This is a genomic window from Streptomyces sp. NBC_00341 (genome assembly GCF_041435055.1).
Lineage (GTDB): Bacteria > Actinomycetota > Actinomycetes > Streptomycetales > Streptomycetaceae > Streptomyces.
This window is the reverse complement of the sequence record NZ_CP108002.1, coordinates 4,846,103-4,861,322: the sequence shown is the minus strand read 5'-3', so window position 1 is coordinate 4,861,322 and position 15,220 is coordinate 4,846,103. Positions and strand designations below refer to the sequence as shown.

Annotated in this window: 17 protein-coding genes; 10 read left to right on the top strand and 7 right to left on the bottom strand. The window is 70.0% G+C overall.

Annotated features, from left to right (window positions below; translation table 11 throughout):
* Positions 1 to 80: 80 nt before the first annotated feature.
* Positions 81 to 905, top strand: coding sequence for an arylamine N-acetyltransferase (locus OG892_RS21770; RefSeq protein ID WP_073733197.1), 825 nt, complete (start codon positions 81 to 83; stop codon positions 903 to 905).
* Between the two features lie 47 nt (positions 906 to 952).
* Here the strand turns inward: OG892_RS21770 and folP are convergent, their stop codons facing one another.
* On the bottom strand, positions 953 to 1,849 hold the full coding sequence (folP, locus tag OG892_RS21765) for a dihydropteroate synthase (RefSeq protein ID WP_242436508.1): 897 nt from the start codon (positions 1,847 to 1,849) through the stop codon (positions 953 to 955).
* 131 nt (positions 1,850 to 1,980) lie between these two features.
* Between folP and OG892_RS21760 the strand changes: the two genes are divergently transcribed.
* On the top strand, positions 1,981 to 2,316 hold the full coding sequence (locus OG892_RS21760) for a cupin domain-containing protein (protein WP_073733084.1): 336 nt from the start codon (positions 1,981 to 1,983) through the stop codon (positions 2,314 to 2,316).
* A gap of 32 nt (positions 2,317 to 2,348) precedes the next feature.
* Here the strand turns inward: OG892_RS21760 and OG892_RS21755 are convergent, their stop codons facing one another.
* From OG892_RS21755 to OG892_RS21740, 4 genes are all read right to left on the bottom strand, one after another.
* Entirely contained in the window at positions 2,349 to 2,708 is a 360-nt protein-coding gene (locus OG892_RS21755; protein ID WP_371630024.1) for a hypothetical protein, read from the bottom strand.
* 294 nt (positions 2,709 to 3,002) lie between these two features.
* A complete protein-coding gene (locus tag OG892_RS21750; RefSeq protein WP_328868408.1) occupies positions 3,003 to 3,197 on the bottom strand; it encodes a DUF397 domain-containing protein in 195 nt (64 codons plus the stop codon).
* A 100-nt stretch (positions 3,198 to 3,297) separates the two neighbouring features.
* On the bottom strand, positions 3,298 to 3,492 hold the full coding sequence (locus OG892_RS21745; protein ID WP_073733087.1) for a DUF397 domain-containing protein: 195 nt from the start codon (positions 3,490 to 3,492) through the stop codon (positions 3,298 to 3,300).
* A 13-nt stretch (positions 3,493 to 3,505) separates the two neighbouring features.
* Entirely contained in the window at positions 3,506 to 4,357 is an 852-nt protein-coding gene (locus OG892_RS21740) for a DUF5753 domain-containing protein (RefSeq protein ID WP_328866096.1), read from the bottom strand.
* Positions 4,358 to 4,589: 232 nt separating this feature from the next.
* On the opposite strand from OG892_RS21740, the gene OG892_RS21735 reads away from it, so the two are divergent.
* Together OG892_RS21735 and OG892_RS21730 are read left to right on the top strand one after the other, a co-directional pair.
* A complete protein-coding gene (locus OG892_RS21735; RefSeq protein ID WP_371630023.1) occupies positions 4,590 to 5,051 on the top strand; it encodes an ATP-binding protein in 462 nt (153 codons plus the stop codon).
* 226 nt (positions 5,052 to 5,277) lie between these two features.
* Positions 5,278 to 6,351, top strand: a complete 1,074-nt coding sequence (locus tag OG892_RS21730; protein WP_371630022.1) for a cell wall protein — start codon at positions 5,278 to 5,280, stop codon at positions 6,349 to 6,351.
* A gap of 14 nt (positions 6,352 to 6,365) precedes the next feature.
* On the opposite strand, the gene OG892_RS21725 is transcribed toward OG892_RS21730, so the two are convergent.
* Positions 6,366 to 7,259: a phosphatidylinositol-specific phospholipase C gene (locus OG892_RS21725; protein WP_371630021.1), complete on the bottom strand. Its 894-nt coding sequence runs from the start codon at positions 7,257 to 7,259 to the stop codon at positions 6,366 to 6,368.
* Between the two features lie 212 nt (positions 7,260 to 7,471).
* Here OG892_RS21725 and OG892_RS21720 point away from each other — a divergent pair, with 212 nt between their 5' ends.
* Positions 7,472 to 8,332 carry a TIGR03620 family F420-dependent LLM class oxidoreductase gene (locus tag OG892_RS21720; RefSeq protein WP_371630020.1) on the top strand — a complete coding sequence of 287 codons (861 nt, stop codon included), beginning with the start codon at positions 7,472 to 7,474 and terminating at the stop codon, positions 8,330 to 8,332.
* A 143-nt stretch (positions 8,333 to 8,475) separates the two neighbouring features.
* Complete coding sequence (locus tag OG892_RS21715; protein ID WP_328866101.1) at positions 8,476 to 8,760, top strand: AbrB/MazE/SpoVT family DNA-binding domain-containing protein; 285 nt, start codon at positions 8,476 to 8,478, stop codon at positions 8,758 to 8,760.
* Between the two features lie 440 nt (positions 8,761 to 9,200).
* Here OG892_RS21715 and OG892_RS21710 read toward each other — a convergent pair whose 3' ends face one another.
* Positions 9,201 to 11,084 (bottom strand): bifunctional UDP-sugar hydrolase/5'-nucleotidase, encoded by a 1,884-nt coding sequence (locus OG892_RS21710; protein ID WP_371630019.1) that lies wholly within the window; start codon positions 11,082 to 11,084, stop codon positions 9,201 to 9,203.
* Positions 11,085 to 11,775: 691 nt separating this feature from the next.
* Here OG892_RS21710 and mshD point away from each other — a divergent pair.
* From mshD to OG892_RS21690, 4 genes are all read left to right on the top strand, one after another.
* The gene (gene mshD / locus OG892_RS21705) at positions 11,776 to 12,729 is read left to right on the top strand and encodes a mycothiol synthase (protein WP_371630018.1); all 954 of its coding nucleotides are present in this window, start codon (positions 11,776 to 11,778) and stop codon (positions 12,727 to 12,729) included.
* Between the two features lie 90 nt (positions 12,730 to 12,819).
* Entirely contained in the window at positions 12,820 to 13,230 is a 411-nt protein-coding gene (locus tag OG892_RS21700; protein ID WP_371630017.1) for a GntR family transcriptional regulator, read from the top strand.
* On the top strand, positions 13,227 to 14,129 hold the full coding sequence (locus OG892_RS21695) for an ABC transporter ATP-binding protein (protein WP_371630016.1): 903 nt from the start codon (positions 13,227 to 13,229) through the stop codon (positions 14,127 to 14,129). The genes OG892_RS21700 and OG892_RS21695 overlap by 4 nt, the downstream gene beginning before the upstream one ends.
* Entirely contained in the window at positions 14,126 to 15,097 is a 972-nt protein-coding gene (locus OG892_RS21690) for a hypothetical protein (protein WP_328866105.1), read from the top strand. Before OG892_RS21695 ends, OG892_RS21690 begins: the two co-directional genes overlap by 4 nt.
* Positions 15,098 to 15,220: the final 123 nt, after the last annotated feature.

The window sequence follows — 15,220 nt, the reverse complement described above, 5'->3', positions numbered from 1 at the left end:
TCTGCGCTTGCGAGGAAGATGTCAAGGGCGGGCACACTCTACGTAATATCCACCGATACGGCTGGGTATTCATGCAGTTCATGACGACACCGGACATCGACTCGCTCCTGAAGCGCATCGGCTGCCCCCGGCCACCCCGGCCCGACGCTCCCGCCCTGCGCGGGCTGTACCGGGCATGGCGGCGCCAGGTTCCCTACGAGAACATCGACACCCAACTGGGTCGCCCGATCATCCTGGAAGCCGGCGACCTGATCGGAAAGTTCGGACACCGGCGCCGCGGCGGCCAGTGCTTCGAGGCCAACGCCGCCTTCGCCCTGCTGCTGCGCGGCATCGGATACGAGGCGACACTCGTCGACGGAGCGGCGGACCGCGAGACTCACGGCGACGAGCGATGGGGCGGGCACAACGCGCTGCTCGTCCGGAGCCAGGACGAAACCTGGCTGGTGGACGTCGGACTGGCCGACCCGTTCCTCGAACCGCTTCCCCTACGCGAGGGCCGCTATCGTCTCGGTGAGTTCGAGTACGCGCTGGAACGGCTGGATGAGGAAGTGTGGCGCGCGCATCATCATCCCGCCGCACTGCTGTCCTCCGTCGACTTCCGCACCGCAGCCCGCGAGTTCTCGCAGTACGTCGCACGAGCCAACAGCGAGCGTGGGCAGCTGATGGTGCACTTGCACAAGGACGGCTACAAGCACGCACTGCGCGCCCGCACCGTGCGACGCGTCACTCGCGCGGGCGCCACGCAGACGTACACGCTGACCAGCGTCGAGGAGTTCGCCCGGACACTCGCTGAGGTGTTCGGCGTGCCGCTGGACGATCTTGGAACCAGCGGCCTCCACACTCTGTGGGCCATCACCGGCGAGCAACACACGAGATGGCTGAGCAACCGGGCCAACGCGCGCTGAGCAGCCGGGATGTCCTCCAGCGCCCGGACAACCCAATCAACTCCGGCCTACCCTGCCGGGGATGCGGCGTCAGCGCTCGTCAGCCGGTCACGCGTCCTGCGCAGGGCGGCCTCGACTCGAACCGCGTCGGCTGTGGCGGAGACCTCGTGGACCCGGACGGCCCAGGCGCCCCGAGCGGCCGCCAGAGCCGATACGGCTGTCGTGGCAGCATCGCGTGCACGCGGCGGCCGGGGTTCGCCGGTGACCGGGTCTGCCAGCAGCGTGCCCAGGAAACGCTTGCGGGAGGCGCCGACCAGTACCGGACGTCCGAGCCGGGCCCAGGCATCGATCCTGGCCAGCAGGGCCCAGTCGTCTTCACGGGTCTTGGCGAAACCCAGTCCGGGGTCGACGATCACCTGCCCGGGGTCCACCCCGCCGGCCACCACGGCGTCCATCTGCCGCTCGACTTCCTCGATGACCTCGCCCACGACATCCCCGTAGCCGGCCAGTTCATCCATGTGGGCGGACTGCCCCCGCCAGTGCACCACCACAAAGGGGACACCCGTTCCCGCGGCCACGCTGACCATACGAGAGTCTGCGCGCCCCCCGCTGACGTCGTTGATAATGCGCGCCCCCGCATCCACCGCAGCCTCTGCCACGTCAGCACGCATGGTGTCCACGCTGATCAGCGCACCGCCTCCAGCAATGCCCCGGACGACCGGCACCACCCGACGCAGTTCCTCCTCGCGGGTAATCCGCGCAGCACCCGGACGTGTCGACTCGCCGCCGACGTCGACCACGTCCGCGCCTTGGGCGATCAGCTCCAAACCGTGCGCCAAGGCTCGATCGGGGTCCAGCCAGAGCCCGCCGTCCGAGAACGAGTCCGGGGTGACGTTCACGATGCCCATGACTCCGCAACGGTCCCATTCGGGCAGGCCGGGCAGTGGGTTCCTGTCTGCGTCCATGGAGGCATTGTGGCGGTCGCCCGTCCCCCGAGGGCATCCGTTTCGGGCCAACGAGATCTCGGTGTACGAGTCATGAACTCGTTGCAGAACTAAGGGTGTTGGGGTCTCGATCGCAACACTAGGCTCGCACCGTGGAGATCATCGAGGGCGCCGGGACGTGGAAGCATCCCGGCGAGGCGGGCAACGACTGGGCCGAGCAGCTGCGGACGTCGGACCTGTCCGTGGGCACGTACTGCATCCCGGCCGGAGGGCTCGACACCCAGAGCCCTCACACGGAGGACGAGATCTACGTCGTCACGTCCGGCCGCGCCAAGATCAGGACGCCTGACCGGACGGCCGACGTCGGCCCCGGGGCGGTGGTCTTCGTACCGGCCGGTGAGGAGCACCGGTTCATCGACGTGACCGAAGACCTGGCGCTGCTCGTGGTGTTCGGCCCCGCTTTCGGGTCGCGCACGTCCGCGTCGTAAGCGCCGCAGGGCCCTGGGTCGCGCAGCCCTGATCACCCGGGGCGCCGAGTCCTGTCGTCGGTATGGAGAGCCGCCTGGGGACGCACGGTCCACTCGATCCACGTGCCGCGATGGCTGAGCGAGAATCCGCAGGGCTCACCCCGGTGCAGGGCCCCGAGGGCGCCGATACAGCCCCCGCCGTCGACCCAGCTCAGAGCCCGGTGCCGCTCCAGGGGCGGCAGCTCCGGCGCCAGCGAGCGAACGTCCACCCGGATCTGCCGGATCGCGTCCGACGGCCTCAGGGTGGACGTGCGACGGACCTCCGCGATCTCGTCCGCCTCTATCGTCCGAAACGTGACCCGCTCGCACCAGAACGCGTGTGCGGCGGGGGCCGCGGGTTCGGAATCGCTCAACACGTCGCCTCCTGACACTCACCCAGGAGACCTCCCTGCTCGCAACCGGCGTGACGAGCGACGAGCAGGGAGGGCCCACAGAACCCTCAACCCACGCAGAGGCAGAGGGAGTTGGCAGCAGCGGAGTCACTCCGTGGCGCCGTATCCCGAAGCTAGCGCGTGATGCGGATCCGTATCAAGTATTTGACGTCTAACGAGTGAGACAAAAAAGCCGCCACATGCAGCAGCCAGCAGAACGGGCGACCCCCACCCTGCGCCGGTGAGGGCCGCCCGAGACTGACGAGACGCGGTCAGCTAGGCCAGATCATCGAACTCGCCGGCCTTCGCGCCGCCCAGGAACGCCCGCAGCTTCGCGCGAGTCGTACGGACGATCACGTCCGGGTTGTCACTCTCCCGCATGAGGATCTCCCCTCCGCTCTCGGCGAGTTCCAGGCAGTCGGACCCGTCCGCGTTTGAGGACTTGGATGACTTGCGCCACTGGATTTCCATGCTTCTCACGCCTTCACGCTTGTTGTGGGATTCTCCGAGCGAGACGGACAGCCCCGACCCTGCGCGGCGGGGCCGCCCGAAAGAGACGAGACGCGGTCAGTCACACCAGATCATCGAACTCGCCGGCCTTGGCTCCACCCAGGAACGCCCGCAGCTTCGCGCGAGTCGTACGGACGATCACGTCCGGGTTGTCACTCTCCCGCATGAGGATCTCCCCTCCGCTCTCGGCGAGTTCCAGGCAGTTGTTGCCCTCAGCACTTGACGACTTGGACGACTTTCGCCACTGAATTTCCATGCTTCTCACGCCTTCACGCTTGTTGTGCGATTCTCCGAATGAAGTCTCGCGACTCCTGGGGGTCGAGCGACATGTCCTCGACCCGATCCAACACAGCCCGGTAGTTCACGAGACGTGTCTCCGCGTCCAAGTACACCGGTCCGGTAGCCGTGTCCATCTGTACGGTGTCGAGCTGCGGGACTGGACCCTGGACGTACTGCGTCGAGCCGCCCGTTTCCGGGAGGCCACCCGCCGCGAAGGGGATCGCCCTGATCGTGACGTTGTCACGCTCCGACTCACTCAGCAGATAGTTCAGCTGCGCCCGCGCGATCTCCGGACTTCCGTACACCATGCGCAAGGCCGCCTCATGAATCAGAAACGTGCATGCGGGCGGATTATCCCGGTCGAGCACGTCGCGGCGCTTCAGGCGGTGTGAAAGCCAGCGTCGCCTGCGGGCCGGGCTCGGTTGCGGCACAGCTTGAGCGAACACGGCGCGCGCATAGTCCTCCCCCTGAAGCAGACCGGGCAGATTGACGATCTGTACGGATCTGATCCCGACAGCGTGGTGCTCCAACTCGGCCAGGTCCAGAGCGCCACTGGCCAGCTCGCCGCGGTAGTCCTCCCACCAGCCCTTCACTCGCTCCTCGGCCATGGCGCGAAGCGCCGCAACGTAGAGCGCGTCGGGACACCCGTAGCCATCGGCCCACGCACGCACCCGCTCGCCACTCACACCGAAGCGTCCGGACTCCGTATTGCTGATCGTGGTGCGATCCGTGCCGAGCAACGCCGCAGCCTCGGCAAGAGCAAGGCCCGCGTGCTGCCGCATCTTGCGCAGTTCAATCCCCACCCGGCACTGCCGTGCCGTGGGCGTCTTCCTCGGTGGCATCGGCCCCTCCTCGTATCGGATCACAGTGTGACTGGCGTCCTCACGGTAATCCATTCGTTTACTAAGTAGTCCTCGACGGTACGACATGTGCTACCTCGCGCTATCGTCGTTCCGTACCGCGCTACACGTCGGCAGGGCTGATGTGCAGCCGCACAAGCGTGCGTTGAGGCGTGCGTCGGCGGCGACGAGCGGTGCGGACGCCCGGAGAACCAGACCGTGTGGGGAGAACGACATGCCCGAGGCCACCCCAAAGCCCTTACCGATCAACCCATTTGGCGGCGAGAGCTACCGCCTCACCCTGCCGAACACCGCCAGCGCGGCCAAACTCGCGCGGGACTTCGTCACCTCGCTGCTGGGCGTCAGCAGACACCACGACCTGGTCGACGACGCGCGGGTCTGCGTCACCGAAGTGGTCACCAACGCCCACCGCCACACCCCCACGCCCCTGATCCGCGTCCACGTCGCGGTCAACCACCAGCGGGTCACCGTCGCCGTATCGGACGACGGGCCCGTCGCTCCGCAACTCCTGCGCGCACTACGCGCGGGGCCCGAAGGGGAAGGCGGGCGCGGGCTCATGCTCGTGGAGAGCCTCGCCCTGGCCTGGGGAGCGAACACCGCAGGCGAGCAGCACCCCGGCCGCAAGGTCGTCTGGTTCACGCTCGGACGGCCCGTCCCGGACGACGGCCGGGCGTAAGCGCCCCGGCACCCACCACAAGCGGGGGCGGCAGGCCATCCGGACCGCCGCCCCCGGCCTGCGCCTACCCCGACGGACCGTAATGCGCCGCACCACCGGCGCGGCCTCGCGCCGCGCTCCTTCGCCATGCCCGGCGGCTCCGGGACGGCCCCCCGTACCCCGTGCGCTTCAGGAAGTCGGCTCGACCGCTGCCCGGCACACCAGGCCGTCCGCATGGCTGCCTGCCGTGACGTGGCTGGTCGGCGCCGGTCTGCACCCGCGCGCGACGCAAACGACGCTGACCGTGGCCCGGGATCTCGCAACGCGGATGGACTACCGGCTGGGGCTCGTCCTCTACGACCTCGAAGGCACCGCCGCGCGATGCGGGGTGTCGACGGCCACCGTAAAACGTCACGTCCGGGTGTTACGGGAGCTCGGCGCGCTGGCATGGCACCGACACGGCACGAAGAGGAACCTCCGGCTTCCGGGCCGCCCGTACACCGCCACGGCCACGATCTACGCGGCGACGGTCCCGGCCGCGTACGACGAGGCGATGGGGCACCGGCTCGCCGGCACCGGGTACCGGGCGCGGGTGGCCGGAGTGACGGACGAGGGGCGGGCGCTCGCCGCGAAGACCGCCACCCGCCCGCATCCACACCCTGTGGACAACGAGGCAGCGCGCAAGCGTGACCGGGCGCACCGTGCACCCCATTCTTCTGGGCGGCACCACCACGTACCTACGGCAGATCCGGACGGGTGCTTGAACTACACCTCGCGCACGTGCGCGCCTCGCGCGAAGGCCACGGCGCGCAGGAGGGCGGGGAGCAGTGGCCGGAGCCCATGGCAGGTGGCCCGGGACATCCGCATCGCCCGGCAGGTCCGGCCGCTCGTCGGCTGGACCCAGCCGGAAGGGCTGCGCCGGCTGGCCTTCGCGCTGCGCCCGCTGATCGACCGGGGGCTGGAGGCCCACGACATCGCCGCCGAACTCATCGGGATGGCCGCCGGATGGCACCCCGCACGCCCGGCCGCGTACATCACCGCCGCTCTCGCCAGGGACCGGCCCGCCGCACCGGAAGGCGAACCGGGGACCGACCCCGCAACGCACCAGGAGTGGCAGCAGTGGCTGAACAGCAGGCAGCAGGACACCCCTTCGCGTACGGACGACGACCGCCGCCACGCCCGGCTCTACGCCTGGGACCGGTGGTACGAGGTGGCCGCCCACTACGACGACGATCCCGACGACGCCCTGGACCTCTACGGGGCCCGGCTGTGCGCCTACGCCGTCGGACGGGCCACGCGCACCACCGGCTCCCCGCCGTGACCCGGAACGGCGGCTCAGGCCGCCGGGTTGTGCCGGATCAGGGACTCCACCAGTCCGGACCGGGTCGCCGGGAAGTCCAGCGGGACGATGCCGAGGCCGGTCCAGCCGGACGCCTCCGCGCCGTCCAGGAACGACTGGACCTGCGGGTTGAGCCGGTCCGCGTTCCCTCGGGGCGGCAGGAGGGCGGCGGTCGAGACGTAGTTCATGAAGAGCTTGCCCGGCTGCTCCGCCGCCTTGCGGAACTGGGCCTCGATCTTGGGGTACTTGGCGAACGGCTCGGCCATGTAGTCGTCCTGGATGTCGAAAAGGCCCGGATCGGCGTAACGCACGCCCGGCAGACCCCCGTTGTCGGCCAGCAGCACCACCTTGCCGCGCGCCTCCCCCAGCGCGGGCAGCGCGGAATCGATGCGGAACAGCGGCCGCCAGCCCCGCACGTCCAGGTAGTCGTCGAAGACCGCCCGGAACGCCGCGTCGCTCTCCTCCGAGTACTCCTGCTTCACCCGCATCAGTACCGTCTCGGTGGGCCGCTCGGCCAGGAAGTCCCAGCAAGCGCCGAGGACATCACCGAACATCAGGTTCTGGTACGACGCTCCGTGGTGGATCGCGAAGGACCCGTCCGTGATCCGGCACCGTACGTCGAGGAAGCGCAGCCCGCTGTTCAGCTGTTCCGCGATCGTCGTGTTCTGGCACTCGGTCCAGGGCCCGCCGTAGCGGGCTCCCGAGTCGTGCGAGCCGGGGATGGTGAGCCGTCGCAGGTCCGTTCCGTCCGCGATGCCGCTCATCCAGTCCTGGTTGGTGAGGGCTCTGCGGGCCGTGGCGCGGGCGGGGGCCGTGCCCAGGACGGCGGTGGCGGAAACGGCCAGCGCGCCGGCCAGGAAGTTCCGGCGGTTGGCTGTGTACGGGCTCATGCGGGGACGCCTCCGGGTGCCGTGTGGGGTCAGCGTGGGACGAGTGTGCGGGTCGGGCCCCTGGATTATGGCGGGTGCACGTCATGGCAGGAAGAGGCCGTCCCAGAGCATCCGGACACCGGTGGACCGGTTCCGGACAGAGTCACGCAAGCCCCGCGAGCGGGCCGCCGACGCAGAGTTAGAAAAGAGCTCCCACACAGGAGGAGCCGCTGATGAACCTCGGAACGATCGGTATATGGAGCCTGGCGTTCACACACGGGGACCGCGGGGAGGCCAGGGAGGCCGCAGCCGAACTGGAGGACCTGGGGTACGGCACGCTCTGGCTTGGCGGCAGTCCCGGCGGCAACCCCAGCGGGGACCTGGCCACCGCCGCCGACGTGCTGGACGCGACCGACCGGGTCACCGTCGCGACCGGATGCGTGTCCATCTGGGAACAGCCCGCCGCGCACCTCGCCGCCGCCTACCACGCACTGCCCGCACACCAGCGGGCCCGGCTGCTGGTCGGACTCGGCGTCAGCCACGCCGAGTGCATCGACCGCTACCGGCGCCCCTACGCAGCGCTCGTCGGCTACCTGGACGAGCTGGACGCGGCCTCGCCTCCCCTGCCCGCCTCCGCCAGGATCGTAGGCGCCCACGGGCCCCGGATGACCCGCCTCGGCGCGGCCAGGACCCTCGGAGTGCACCCGTATCTCGTCGATGTGGGCCACACCGTCCGGGCCCGCTCCGACCTCGACCCCACATCCCTGCTGGCCACGGAACAGACGGTCATCCTGAGCACCGACCCCGAGGCCGCCCGGAACCAGGCCCGGACGATGCTCGCCCCGTACCTGGGACTCGCCAACTACCGCGAGGCCTGGCTGCGCATCGGCTTCGACCCCCACGATCTGGCCCACGGCGGCAGCGACCGGCTGATCGACGCACTGTTCGCCTACGGGACGCCCGACGAGATCGCCGCTCAGGTCACCAAACACACAACGTCCGGGGCCGACCACATCGCCCTCCAGGTCGTCACCGCCCACCGGAGCCTCTTCGCCCGCACCGCCTGGCGCGAACTCGCCGCGGCGCTGTGCTGAAACGTGCGTCCTGTTGAACGTCCGTGATCCGACCCATTGGACCACCTCAGAAATTTCTAATATTGCTAATTTCGCAGAGTTCGAATTTTTGATTCTGCGTGGTAGATTGGCGGGGATGGCGACAGAGGTAGGAGGTCATCACTTTGACTACGGCCACAGCCACACTGCGTACGAACGGGCAGGTCACCCTGCCCAAAGCGATTCGCACCGCCCTCGGAGTCGATCAGGGCGACGAGCTTGAGTTCGAGATCACCAGCGCCGGTGAAGTGACGGTGCACGGGCTGACCAAGATCCGCTCCGACCAGGCCTGGTTCTGGACTCCGGAGTGGCAGGACGGCGAGCGTGGGGCCAGCGAGGACATCGCGGCCGGGCGCACCGCCGTCCATGAGGACGCGGACAGCATGTTCGCGCACCTCGACGAGGAATGACGTCTGACACCGGGAGGCCCGATTGCCGACTTTTGAGACGACTGCCCACTTCAAGCGCGATTTCAAGTCTCTGAAACCTGAAGAGCGAAGGCGCTTCGAAGAGGTCATCCGGAAGAAGTTCGTCCCGGATGTGGAGCGTGGGCAGTTCCGACCCGGGCTCCGGGTCAAGCCGGTTCAGGGCATCTCCGTACCACAGGGCGCACGCCCCGTCATGGAGATGACATGGGCGCCCGACGGCCGTGCCACCTGGCAGTACGGAGACGAGCTCCGTCCAGGTGAGACGCATGTCCTGTGGCGCCGAGTCGGGGGACACGAGATCTTCGTCCCCGGACCGGCCTGATAAGCCGACGGCCCGCCACTTTCGTGGCGGGCCGTCGGTGTTCGAACTCGGTCCGCGCGCCCGAGCGCTCGGGCACAGGGGCGATGCCTCGTAGCCGGAGCTACTGAACGACCGTGATCCGGTCCGTCGCCGGCGGGGCCAGCGGCGCGGCGGCCGTGGAGTGCGCGGCCAGGTACTCGTTGAACAGGTCCAGGTCGGAGGCACCGACCAGCTTGTTGGTGCCCTCACCGAGCGCCGCGAAGCCGTCGCCGCCACCCGCCAGGAACTCGTTCATCGCGACCCGGTACGTCTTGGCCGGGTCGATCGCCTCACCATTCAGCAGAATCGTGTCGGCGACCACCCGGTCCGCACCCGACTTCGTCATGTCCAGCGTGTACGTGAGGCCCTTCGACACCTGAAGGATCTTCGGGCTGGCCTCGTTCGCGCCGCTGACCTGCTGCTGGAGCGCGCTGACGAGCTGCGCACCGGTCAGGTCGAGGACGTTCATCATGTTGGTGAACGGCTGCACGGTGAACGACTCGCCGTACGTCACCACGCCGTCGCCCTCACTGCCCGACGCCTTGTACACCAGGTCCGCGCGGATGCCGCCCGGGTTCATGAAGGCGACGACCGCCCCGCCCTTGTCCGCCGGGGCAAGGCCCTCCAGCTGCGCGTCCGCGATCAGGTTGCCGAGCGGCTTCTCCGGGGCCGTGGAGCCCCGGCCGTTGATGTCGGCCGAGATGTAGCCCTGCGGCCGGTTCGCGATCGGCGCCGCGAGGGTGTTCCAGCGCGCGATGAGGGCCGTCATGTCGTTCGCCGGGGCCTGGTCCCTGTTCACGATGTGGTTCGCGGAGACCGGGTTCGCGGGCTTGGGGTGCGGGTGGTGCTTCGACCCCTTCTGCGCCTTCGACGTCTTCACCGCCGTGCGCACGATGTCGTTGGTGCGGCGGTCGTAGGTGAGCGTCGTGTCCGTGTACAGCTTGCCGAACGACGAGGCCGAGGTGACCAGGCGCGGGTTGCCCGCCGGGTCCGGGATGGTGCACACGTACGCCTGGTGGGTGTGGCCCGTCACCAGCGCGTCGACCTTCGGCGAGATGCCCTTGGCGATGTCGGTGATCGGCCCGGAGATGCCGTCACCGGCACCCGGGCTGTCGCAGTCGTAGTTGTACGACGACGAGGCGGGGGCGCCGCCCTCGTGGATCAGCGCGACGATGGACTTGACGCCCTGCCGGTCCAGCTCCTTGGCGTACTTGTTGACCGTCTCGATCTCGTCGTGGAACTTCAGGCCCTTGACGCCGTTGGCCGTCACGATGTTCGGCGTGCCCTCCAGGGTCACCCCGATGAAGCCGACCTTCACGCCGTTCTTCTTCCACACCGTGTACGGCTTGAGGATCGGCTTGCCGGTCTTCTCGCTCGTCACGTTGGCTGCGAGGTAGGGGAAGTCGGCACCCTTGAACTTCTTGCCCTTCTCGTAGCACCCCTCGACCGGGTGGCAGCCGCCGTTCTGGAGGCGGGCCAGCTCCGTGGCGCCCTCGTCGAACTCGTGGTTGCCGACGCTCGTCACGTCGAGGTCGATCTTGTTGAGCGCCTCGATGGTCGGCTCGTCGTGGAAGAGCCCCGACAGCAGCGGGCTCGCGCCCACCATGTCGCCGCCGGCCGCGGTGATCGAGTACGGGTGGCCCTTGCGCGCGGTGCGCAGGGAGGAGGCGAGGTACTCCACGCCGCCTGCCGGAACGGCCTTCACCGTGCCGTCGGCCTGCGTCTCGTTGACCGTACCGGCCGAGCCGGCCGGCGGCTCCAGGTTGCCGTGCAGGTCGTTGAAGGACAGCAGTTGTACGTCGACGGTCCGGTCCGGCGCGTGATGGCCGTGACCCTTGCCGTGCCCGTGTCCGCGCTCCTGCGCGCCGGCCGGCATGGCCGCGACGAGCGCTCCGACGGTGGCAAGGCCGGCAGCGGCGGCGAGCACCCGCCGGGACGCGCGGTTCTTCTGCGGTGTCGCTGACATCGGTCCCCTTGTGAGTTCAGCGGAGGTCTGAGAGTGGTGACGAGTCTGGAGACTGCGTGCCGCAGCCTAGAGTCAACGCGCGTAGCGCGACAGGTGTTCGTGGTTACGAACTGGTTGCCGCCCGATCGGAACGGGGCCATTCGCCCATATGGCGCCGCCTTCCCGGAGCGCGGGGTTCCGTCCTCAATCGCCGGACGGGCTTGGTGTGCGGGTGCGGGTGCTCCGCCTGTGCGGGGTGCGCCTGCCCCGGTGGGTGGGGGGCGGTGCCCCTCCGGGGCGTCTCCTCGAAAATGGCGTGTTCACCCGGGTACGTGAGGGACCCGGGTCGTACGCCATTTCCTGCGGGGACTCCCCTGCACGTCCCCACCCCAGCGCCACTCGCGTCTGCACACCGGCGGAGCTGCTGTCGCAGACGCGCGACGGGCGGGTTCGGGGGCGTGCAGGGGAGTCCCCGCAGAACGACGAACACAGACCCGGGTACGCAATGCGGACCCCCCGCACGTTCGTCGTTTGAGGAGACGCCCCGGAGGGACCCCGAACCCCCACCCACCGGGGCAGGCGGCCCCGCACCCGGCGGAGCACCCGCACCCAAGCCCGTCCGGCGATTGAGGACGGAACCCCGCACCAAGGACCAGGGCAACGTCAAGGAACCCCGCCGCCGCCCGCCCAAGGGCCACGTACGCTCGTACACATGACGACTGACGTACCCCTCCCCGCCCCCGGCCGCGAGATCCGGACGCTCGACGCCCTCGACCCCGAGCAGGCGGAGGCCGTGTCCGGGCTGCTCGCGGAGGCGGCCAGGTCCGACGGCAGGCAGGCCGTGTCCGAGCAGGGGCGGCTGCAGCTGCGCGGCGGTCACCGGGAGGGCGTGCGGCACTTCCTGCTGACCGCCGGGGGCGTGCTCGTCGGGTACGCGCAGCTGGAGGACACCGACCCCGTGGAGGCGCCGGCCGCCGAGCTGGTCGTGCACCCCTCGCACCGGGGGCACGGGCACGGGCGGGCGCTCGGGGCGGCGCTGCTGGCCGCCACGGGGAAGCGGCTGCGGGTGTGGGCGCACGGCGGCAGGTCAGCCGCGCGCCACCTCGCCCAGGTCCTCGGCCTCTCGCTCTTCCGCGAACTGCGGCAACTGCGGCGCCCGTTGAGCCCGCTGAACATCGCGGAGCCGGTGCTGCCGCCGGGCGTCACCGTCCGCGCGTTCGTCCCCGGCCAGGACGACGCCGCCTGGCTGGCCGTGAACCGCGCCGCCTTCGCCCACCACCCCGAGCAGGGCTCGCTGACCCAGCGCGACCTCGACGACCGCAAGGCCGAGCCCTGGTTCGACCCGAAGGGCTTCTTCCTCGCGGAGCGCGCCACCGATGACGGCGCCACCGATGACGGCGGCACCGAGCTGATCGGCTTCCACTGGACGAAGGTGCACGCCGAGGACCAGCTCGGTGAGGTGTACGTCGTCGGCATCCGGCCCGACGCGCAGGGCGGCGGCCTGGGCAAGGCGCTCACCGCGATCGGGCTGCGCCACCTCGCCGCCGAGGGGCTGCCGACCGCGATGCTCTACGTCGACGCGGACAACACCGCGGCCGTGGCGGTCTACGAGCGGATGGGCTTCACCACCCACGAGGTGGACCTGATGTACCGCACGGAGTCCTGAGCAGTCACAACCACTGCTGGGGCGGCGTCGTTTGACGCCGCCCCAGTTTTACGCCACCCTTTCACTACTCAATTAGTGAAAGGGGTGAACATGGCACAGCCCGCAGCAGTCGAGTACCGCATCGACCGGCGCAGCGGCATCGCCACGTACCTCCAGATCGTCCAGCAGACCAAACAGGCCCTGCGCCTGAATCTGCTGAAGCCCGGCGACCGGCTGCCCACCGCACGCGAGGTCGTGGAGGCCACCGCCATCAACCCGAACACCGTGCTCAAGGCCTACCGGGAGCTGGAGCGCGAAGGGCTCGTCGAGGCCCGGCGCGGCCTCGGCACCTTCGTCACCCGCACCCTCGGCGGCGCGGCGGCGGCCGCCGACGCCCCGCTGCGCGCCGAACTCGCCGACTGGGCCCGCCGTGCCCGCGCCGCCGGGCTGGACAAGGACGACGTGAGCGCGCTCTTCACCGCCGTACTGAACAAGACCTTCGAGGGAGAACAGGCCGGATGACAGGCGCTGCGATCGAGGCCGAGGGCCTCGGCATGAAGTACCGGGGCAGGGGCGGGGGCTGGGCGCTGCGCGACTGCTCGTTCCGGCTGCCCGCCGGACGCGTATGCGCGCTCGTCGGCCCGAACGGCGCCGGGAAGTCGACCCTGTTGAGCCTGGCCGCGGGATTCCTGCGGCCGGCCGAGGGGACGGTACGGGTACTGGGCTCGGCGCCCGGCGACGCCCGCCGCCGCATGGCCTTCGTGGCCCAGGACAAGCCGCTGTACCCGCAGTTGACGGTCACCGAGACGCTCTGGGCGGGCGCCGAGCTGAACCCGGACACCTGGGACCAGGACGTCGCGGAGCGCATCACGGAGCCGCTGCCCGGTGACGCCAGGGTCCGCACCCTGTCCGGCGGCCAGCAGACCCGGCTCGCCCTGGCACTCGCCCTCGGCAAGCGGCCCGAACTACTGCTGCTGGACGAGCCGATGGCCGACCTCGACCCGCTCGGCCGGCACCAGCTGATGGGCGCCCTGATGGCCGAGGCCGCCGAGCGCTCCATCACCATCGTGATGTCCTCGCACATCCTCGCCGAGCTGGAGGGCGCCTGCGACTACCTGCTGCTCGTCGACGGCGGCCGGGTCCGCCTCGGCGGCGAGACCGACGACCTGCTCACCGCACACACCCTGCTCACCGGTCCGGTACAGGACCTCGCCCCGCACACCGTCGTCGAGTCCCGCACCACGGGACGGCGGCAGACCGCACTCGTCCGGAAGGAGGGCCCGGTGGACACCGACACCTGGGAGACCGCGGAACCGTCACTGGAGGAGCTGCTGCTGGCACACCTGCGCTCCCCCGAGGCGCCCCCGCTGCTCACGCCGAGCGCGGCGGCCACGACCCGGGCGGCGGTGAGCGCGGCATGAGCACCCTCGCCCTGCGCGGCCCGGCCCGCGTCGTCGTACTCCAGCACCGCCGCGTCCTGTGGATCACCGGAGCGCTCGCGCTCGTCGGGATCGTGCTGATGGGCGTGGCCTGGTGGGTGACGTCGGCCGCCGCCACCACCTTCGACGACACCGGCTGCTCGGTACGGCACACGGTCCACGGCTGCGGCATCGCCGTCCGCCACTTCCTCAGCGTCGAGCTGTACTTCAACCACCTGCTCGGGTACGCGGGCGCCGCGATGATGGTGCTGCCCGCGGCGTTCGGCGTGTTCGTCGCCGGGCCGATGATCGGCCGGGAGCTGGAGGACGGCACCTACCGGCTCTCCTGGAGCCAGTCCGTCAGCCCCGCCCGCTGGCTGACCGCGAAGCTCGCCGTACCCGCCGTCCTCACCGTGTCCGGCGTCTCCGTCCTGTCCGCCGTGTACGGCTGGGCCTGGTTCCGGGCGCGCGGCACGAACTACCCGGTCCAGTGGTTCGAGCCGCAGGTGTACGGGGCGATGGGCCCCGCCCCGGTGGGCTACGCCCTGCTCTGCCTGGCCCTCGGCGCCCTCGCCGCGGTACTGGTCCGGCGCACGCTGCCCGCGATGGCCGTCACCGCGGCCGCCTACGCCGCAGTGGTCGTGGTCATGAACGCCGTACGTGGCAGCCTGTGGCCGATGCGGACGGACACCACGGCCCTCGGGCGGGAGATCCGGTATCCGTCGGCGGCGTCCGACGTCTCCGTCGGCTGGATGACCGGCGGCGGCACCCGGCTGGGCGACACCACCTGCTCCGGCGCCGCTGACGTCGACGCGTGCATGGCCCGGCACGGCGCCGTCTCGCAGTACGTGGACTACCACCCGGCCTCGCACTTCTGGCCGCTCCAGCTGATCGAGACCGGCGTCCTGCTGGTCCTCACCGCCGTCGCCGTCGCCCTCGCCTTCCGCGTCCTGCGCCGCAGCCACGGCTGAGGAGCCCGAAGCCGTGTCCGGGGGCCCGCAGTCGCCCCCGGACACGGCCACACCGCTTCCTGCATGTCATGTCGCCGTTACCGGGCATTCAGACGCCCTTGCGACCCTCTCAGGATGCAGCCA

Bases quoted from the DNA above. Each gene is read 5' to 3' on its own strand.
- OG892_RS21770 (WP_073733197.1), top strand. From the start codon at position 81: ATGACGACACCGGACATCGACTCGCTCCTGAAGCGCATCGGCTGCCCC.
- folP (WP_242436508.1), bottom strand. From the start codon at position 1,849: ATGGACGCAGACAGGAACCCACTGCCCGGCCTGCCCGAATGGGACCGT.
- OG892_RS21750 (WP_328868408.1), bottom strand. From the start codon at position 3,197: ATGGAAATCCAGTGGCGCAAGTCATCCAAGTCCTCAAACGCGGACGGG.
- OG892_RS21745 (WP_073733087.1), bottom strand. From the start codon at position 3,492: ATGGAAATTCAGTGGCGAAAGTCGTCCAAGTCGTCAAGTGCTGAGGGC.
- OG892_RS21740 (WP_328866096.1), bottom strand. From the start codon at position 4,357: ATGCCACCGAGGAAGACGCCCACGGCACGGCAGTGCCGGGTGGGGATT.
- OG892_RS21735 (WP_371630023.1), top strand. From the start codon at position 4,590: ATGCCCGAGGCCACCCCAAAGCCCTTACCGATCAACCCATTTGGCGGC.
- OG892_RS21725 (WP_371630021.1), bottom strand. From the start codon at position 7,259: ATGAGCCCGTACACAGCCAACCGCCGGAACTTCCTGGCCGGCGCGCTG.
- OG892_RS21720 (WP_371630020.1), top strand. From the start codon at position 7,472: ATGAACCTCGGAACGATCGGTATATGGAGCCTGGCGTTCACACACGGG.
- OG892_RS21710 (WP_371630019.1), bottom strand. From the start codon at position 11,084: ATGTCAGCGACACCGCAGAAGAACCGCGCGTCCCGGCGGGTGCTCGCC.
- mshD (WP_371630018.1), top strand. From the start codon at position 11,776: ATGACGACTGACGTACCCCTCCCCGCCCCCGGCCGCGAGATCCGGACG.
- OG892_RS21700 (WP_371630017.1), top strand. From the start codon at position 12,820: ATGGCACAGCCCGCAGCAGTCGAGTACCGCATCGACCGGCGCAGCGGC.
- OG892_RS21695 (WP_371630016.1), top strand. From the start codon at position 13,227: ATGACAGGCGCTGCGATCGAGGCCGAGGGCCTCGGCATGAAGTACCGG.
- OG892_RS21690 (WP_328866105.1), top strand. From the start codon at position 14,126: ATGAGCACCCTCGCCCTGCGCGGCCCGGCCCGCGTCGTCGTACTCCAG.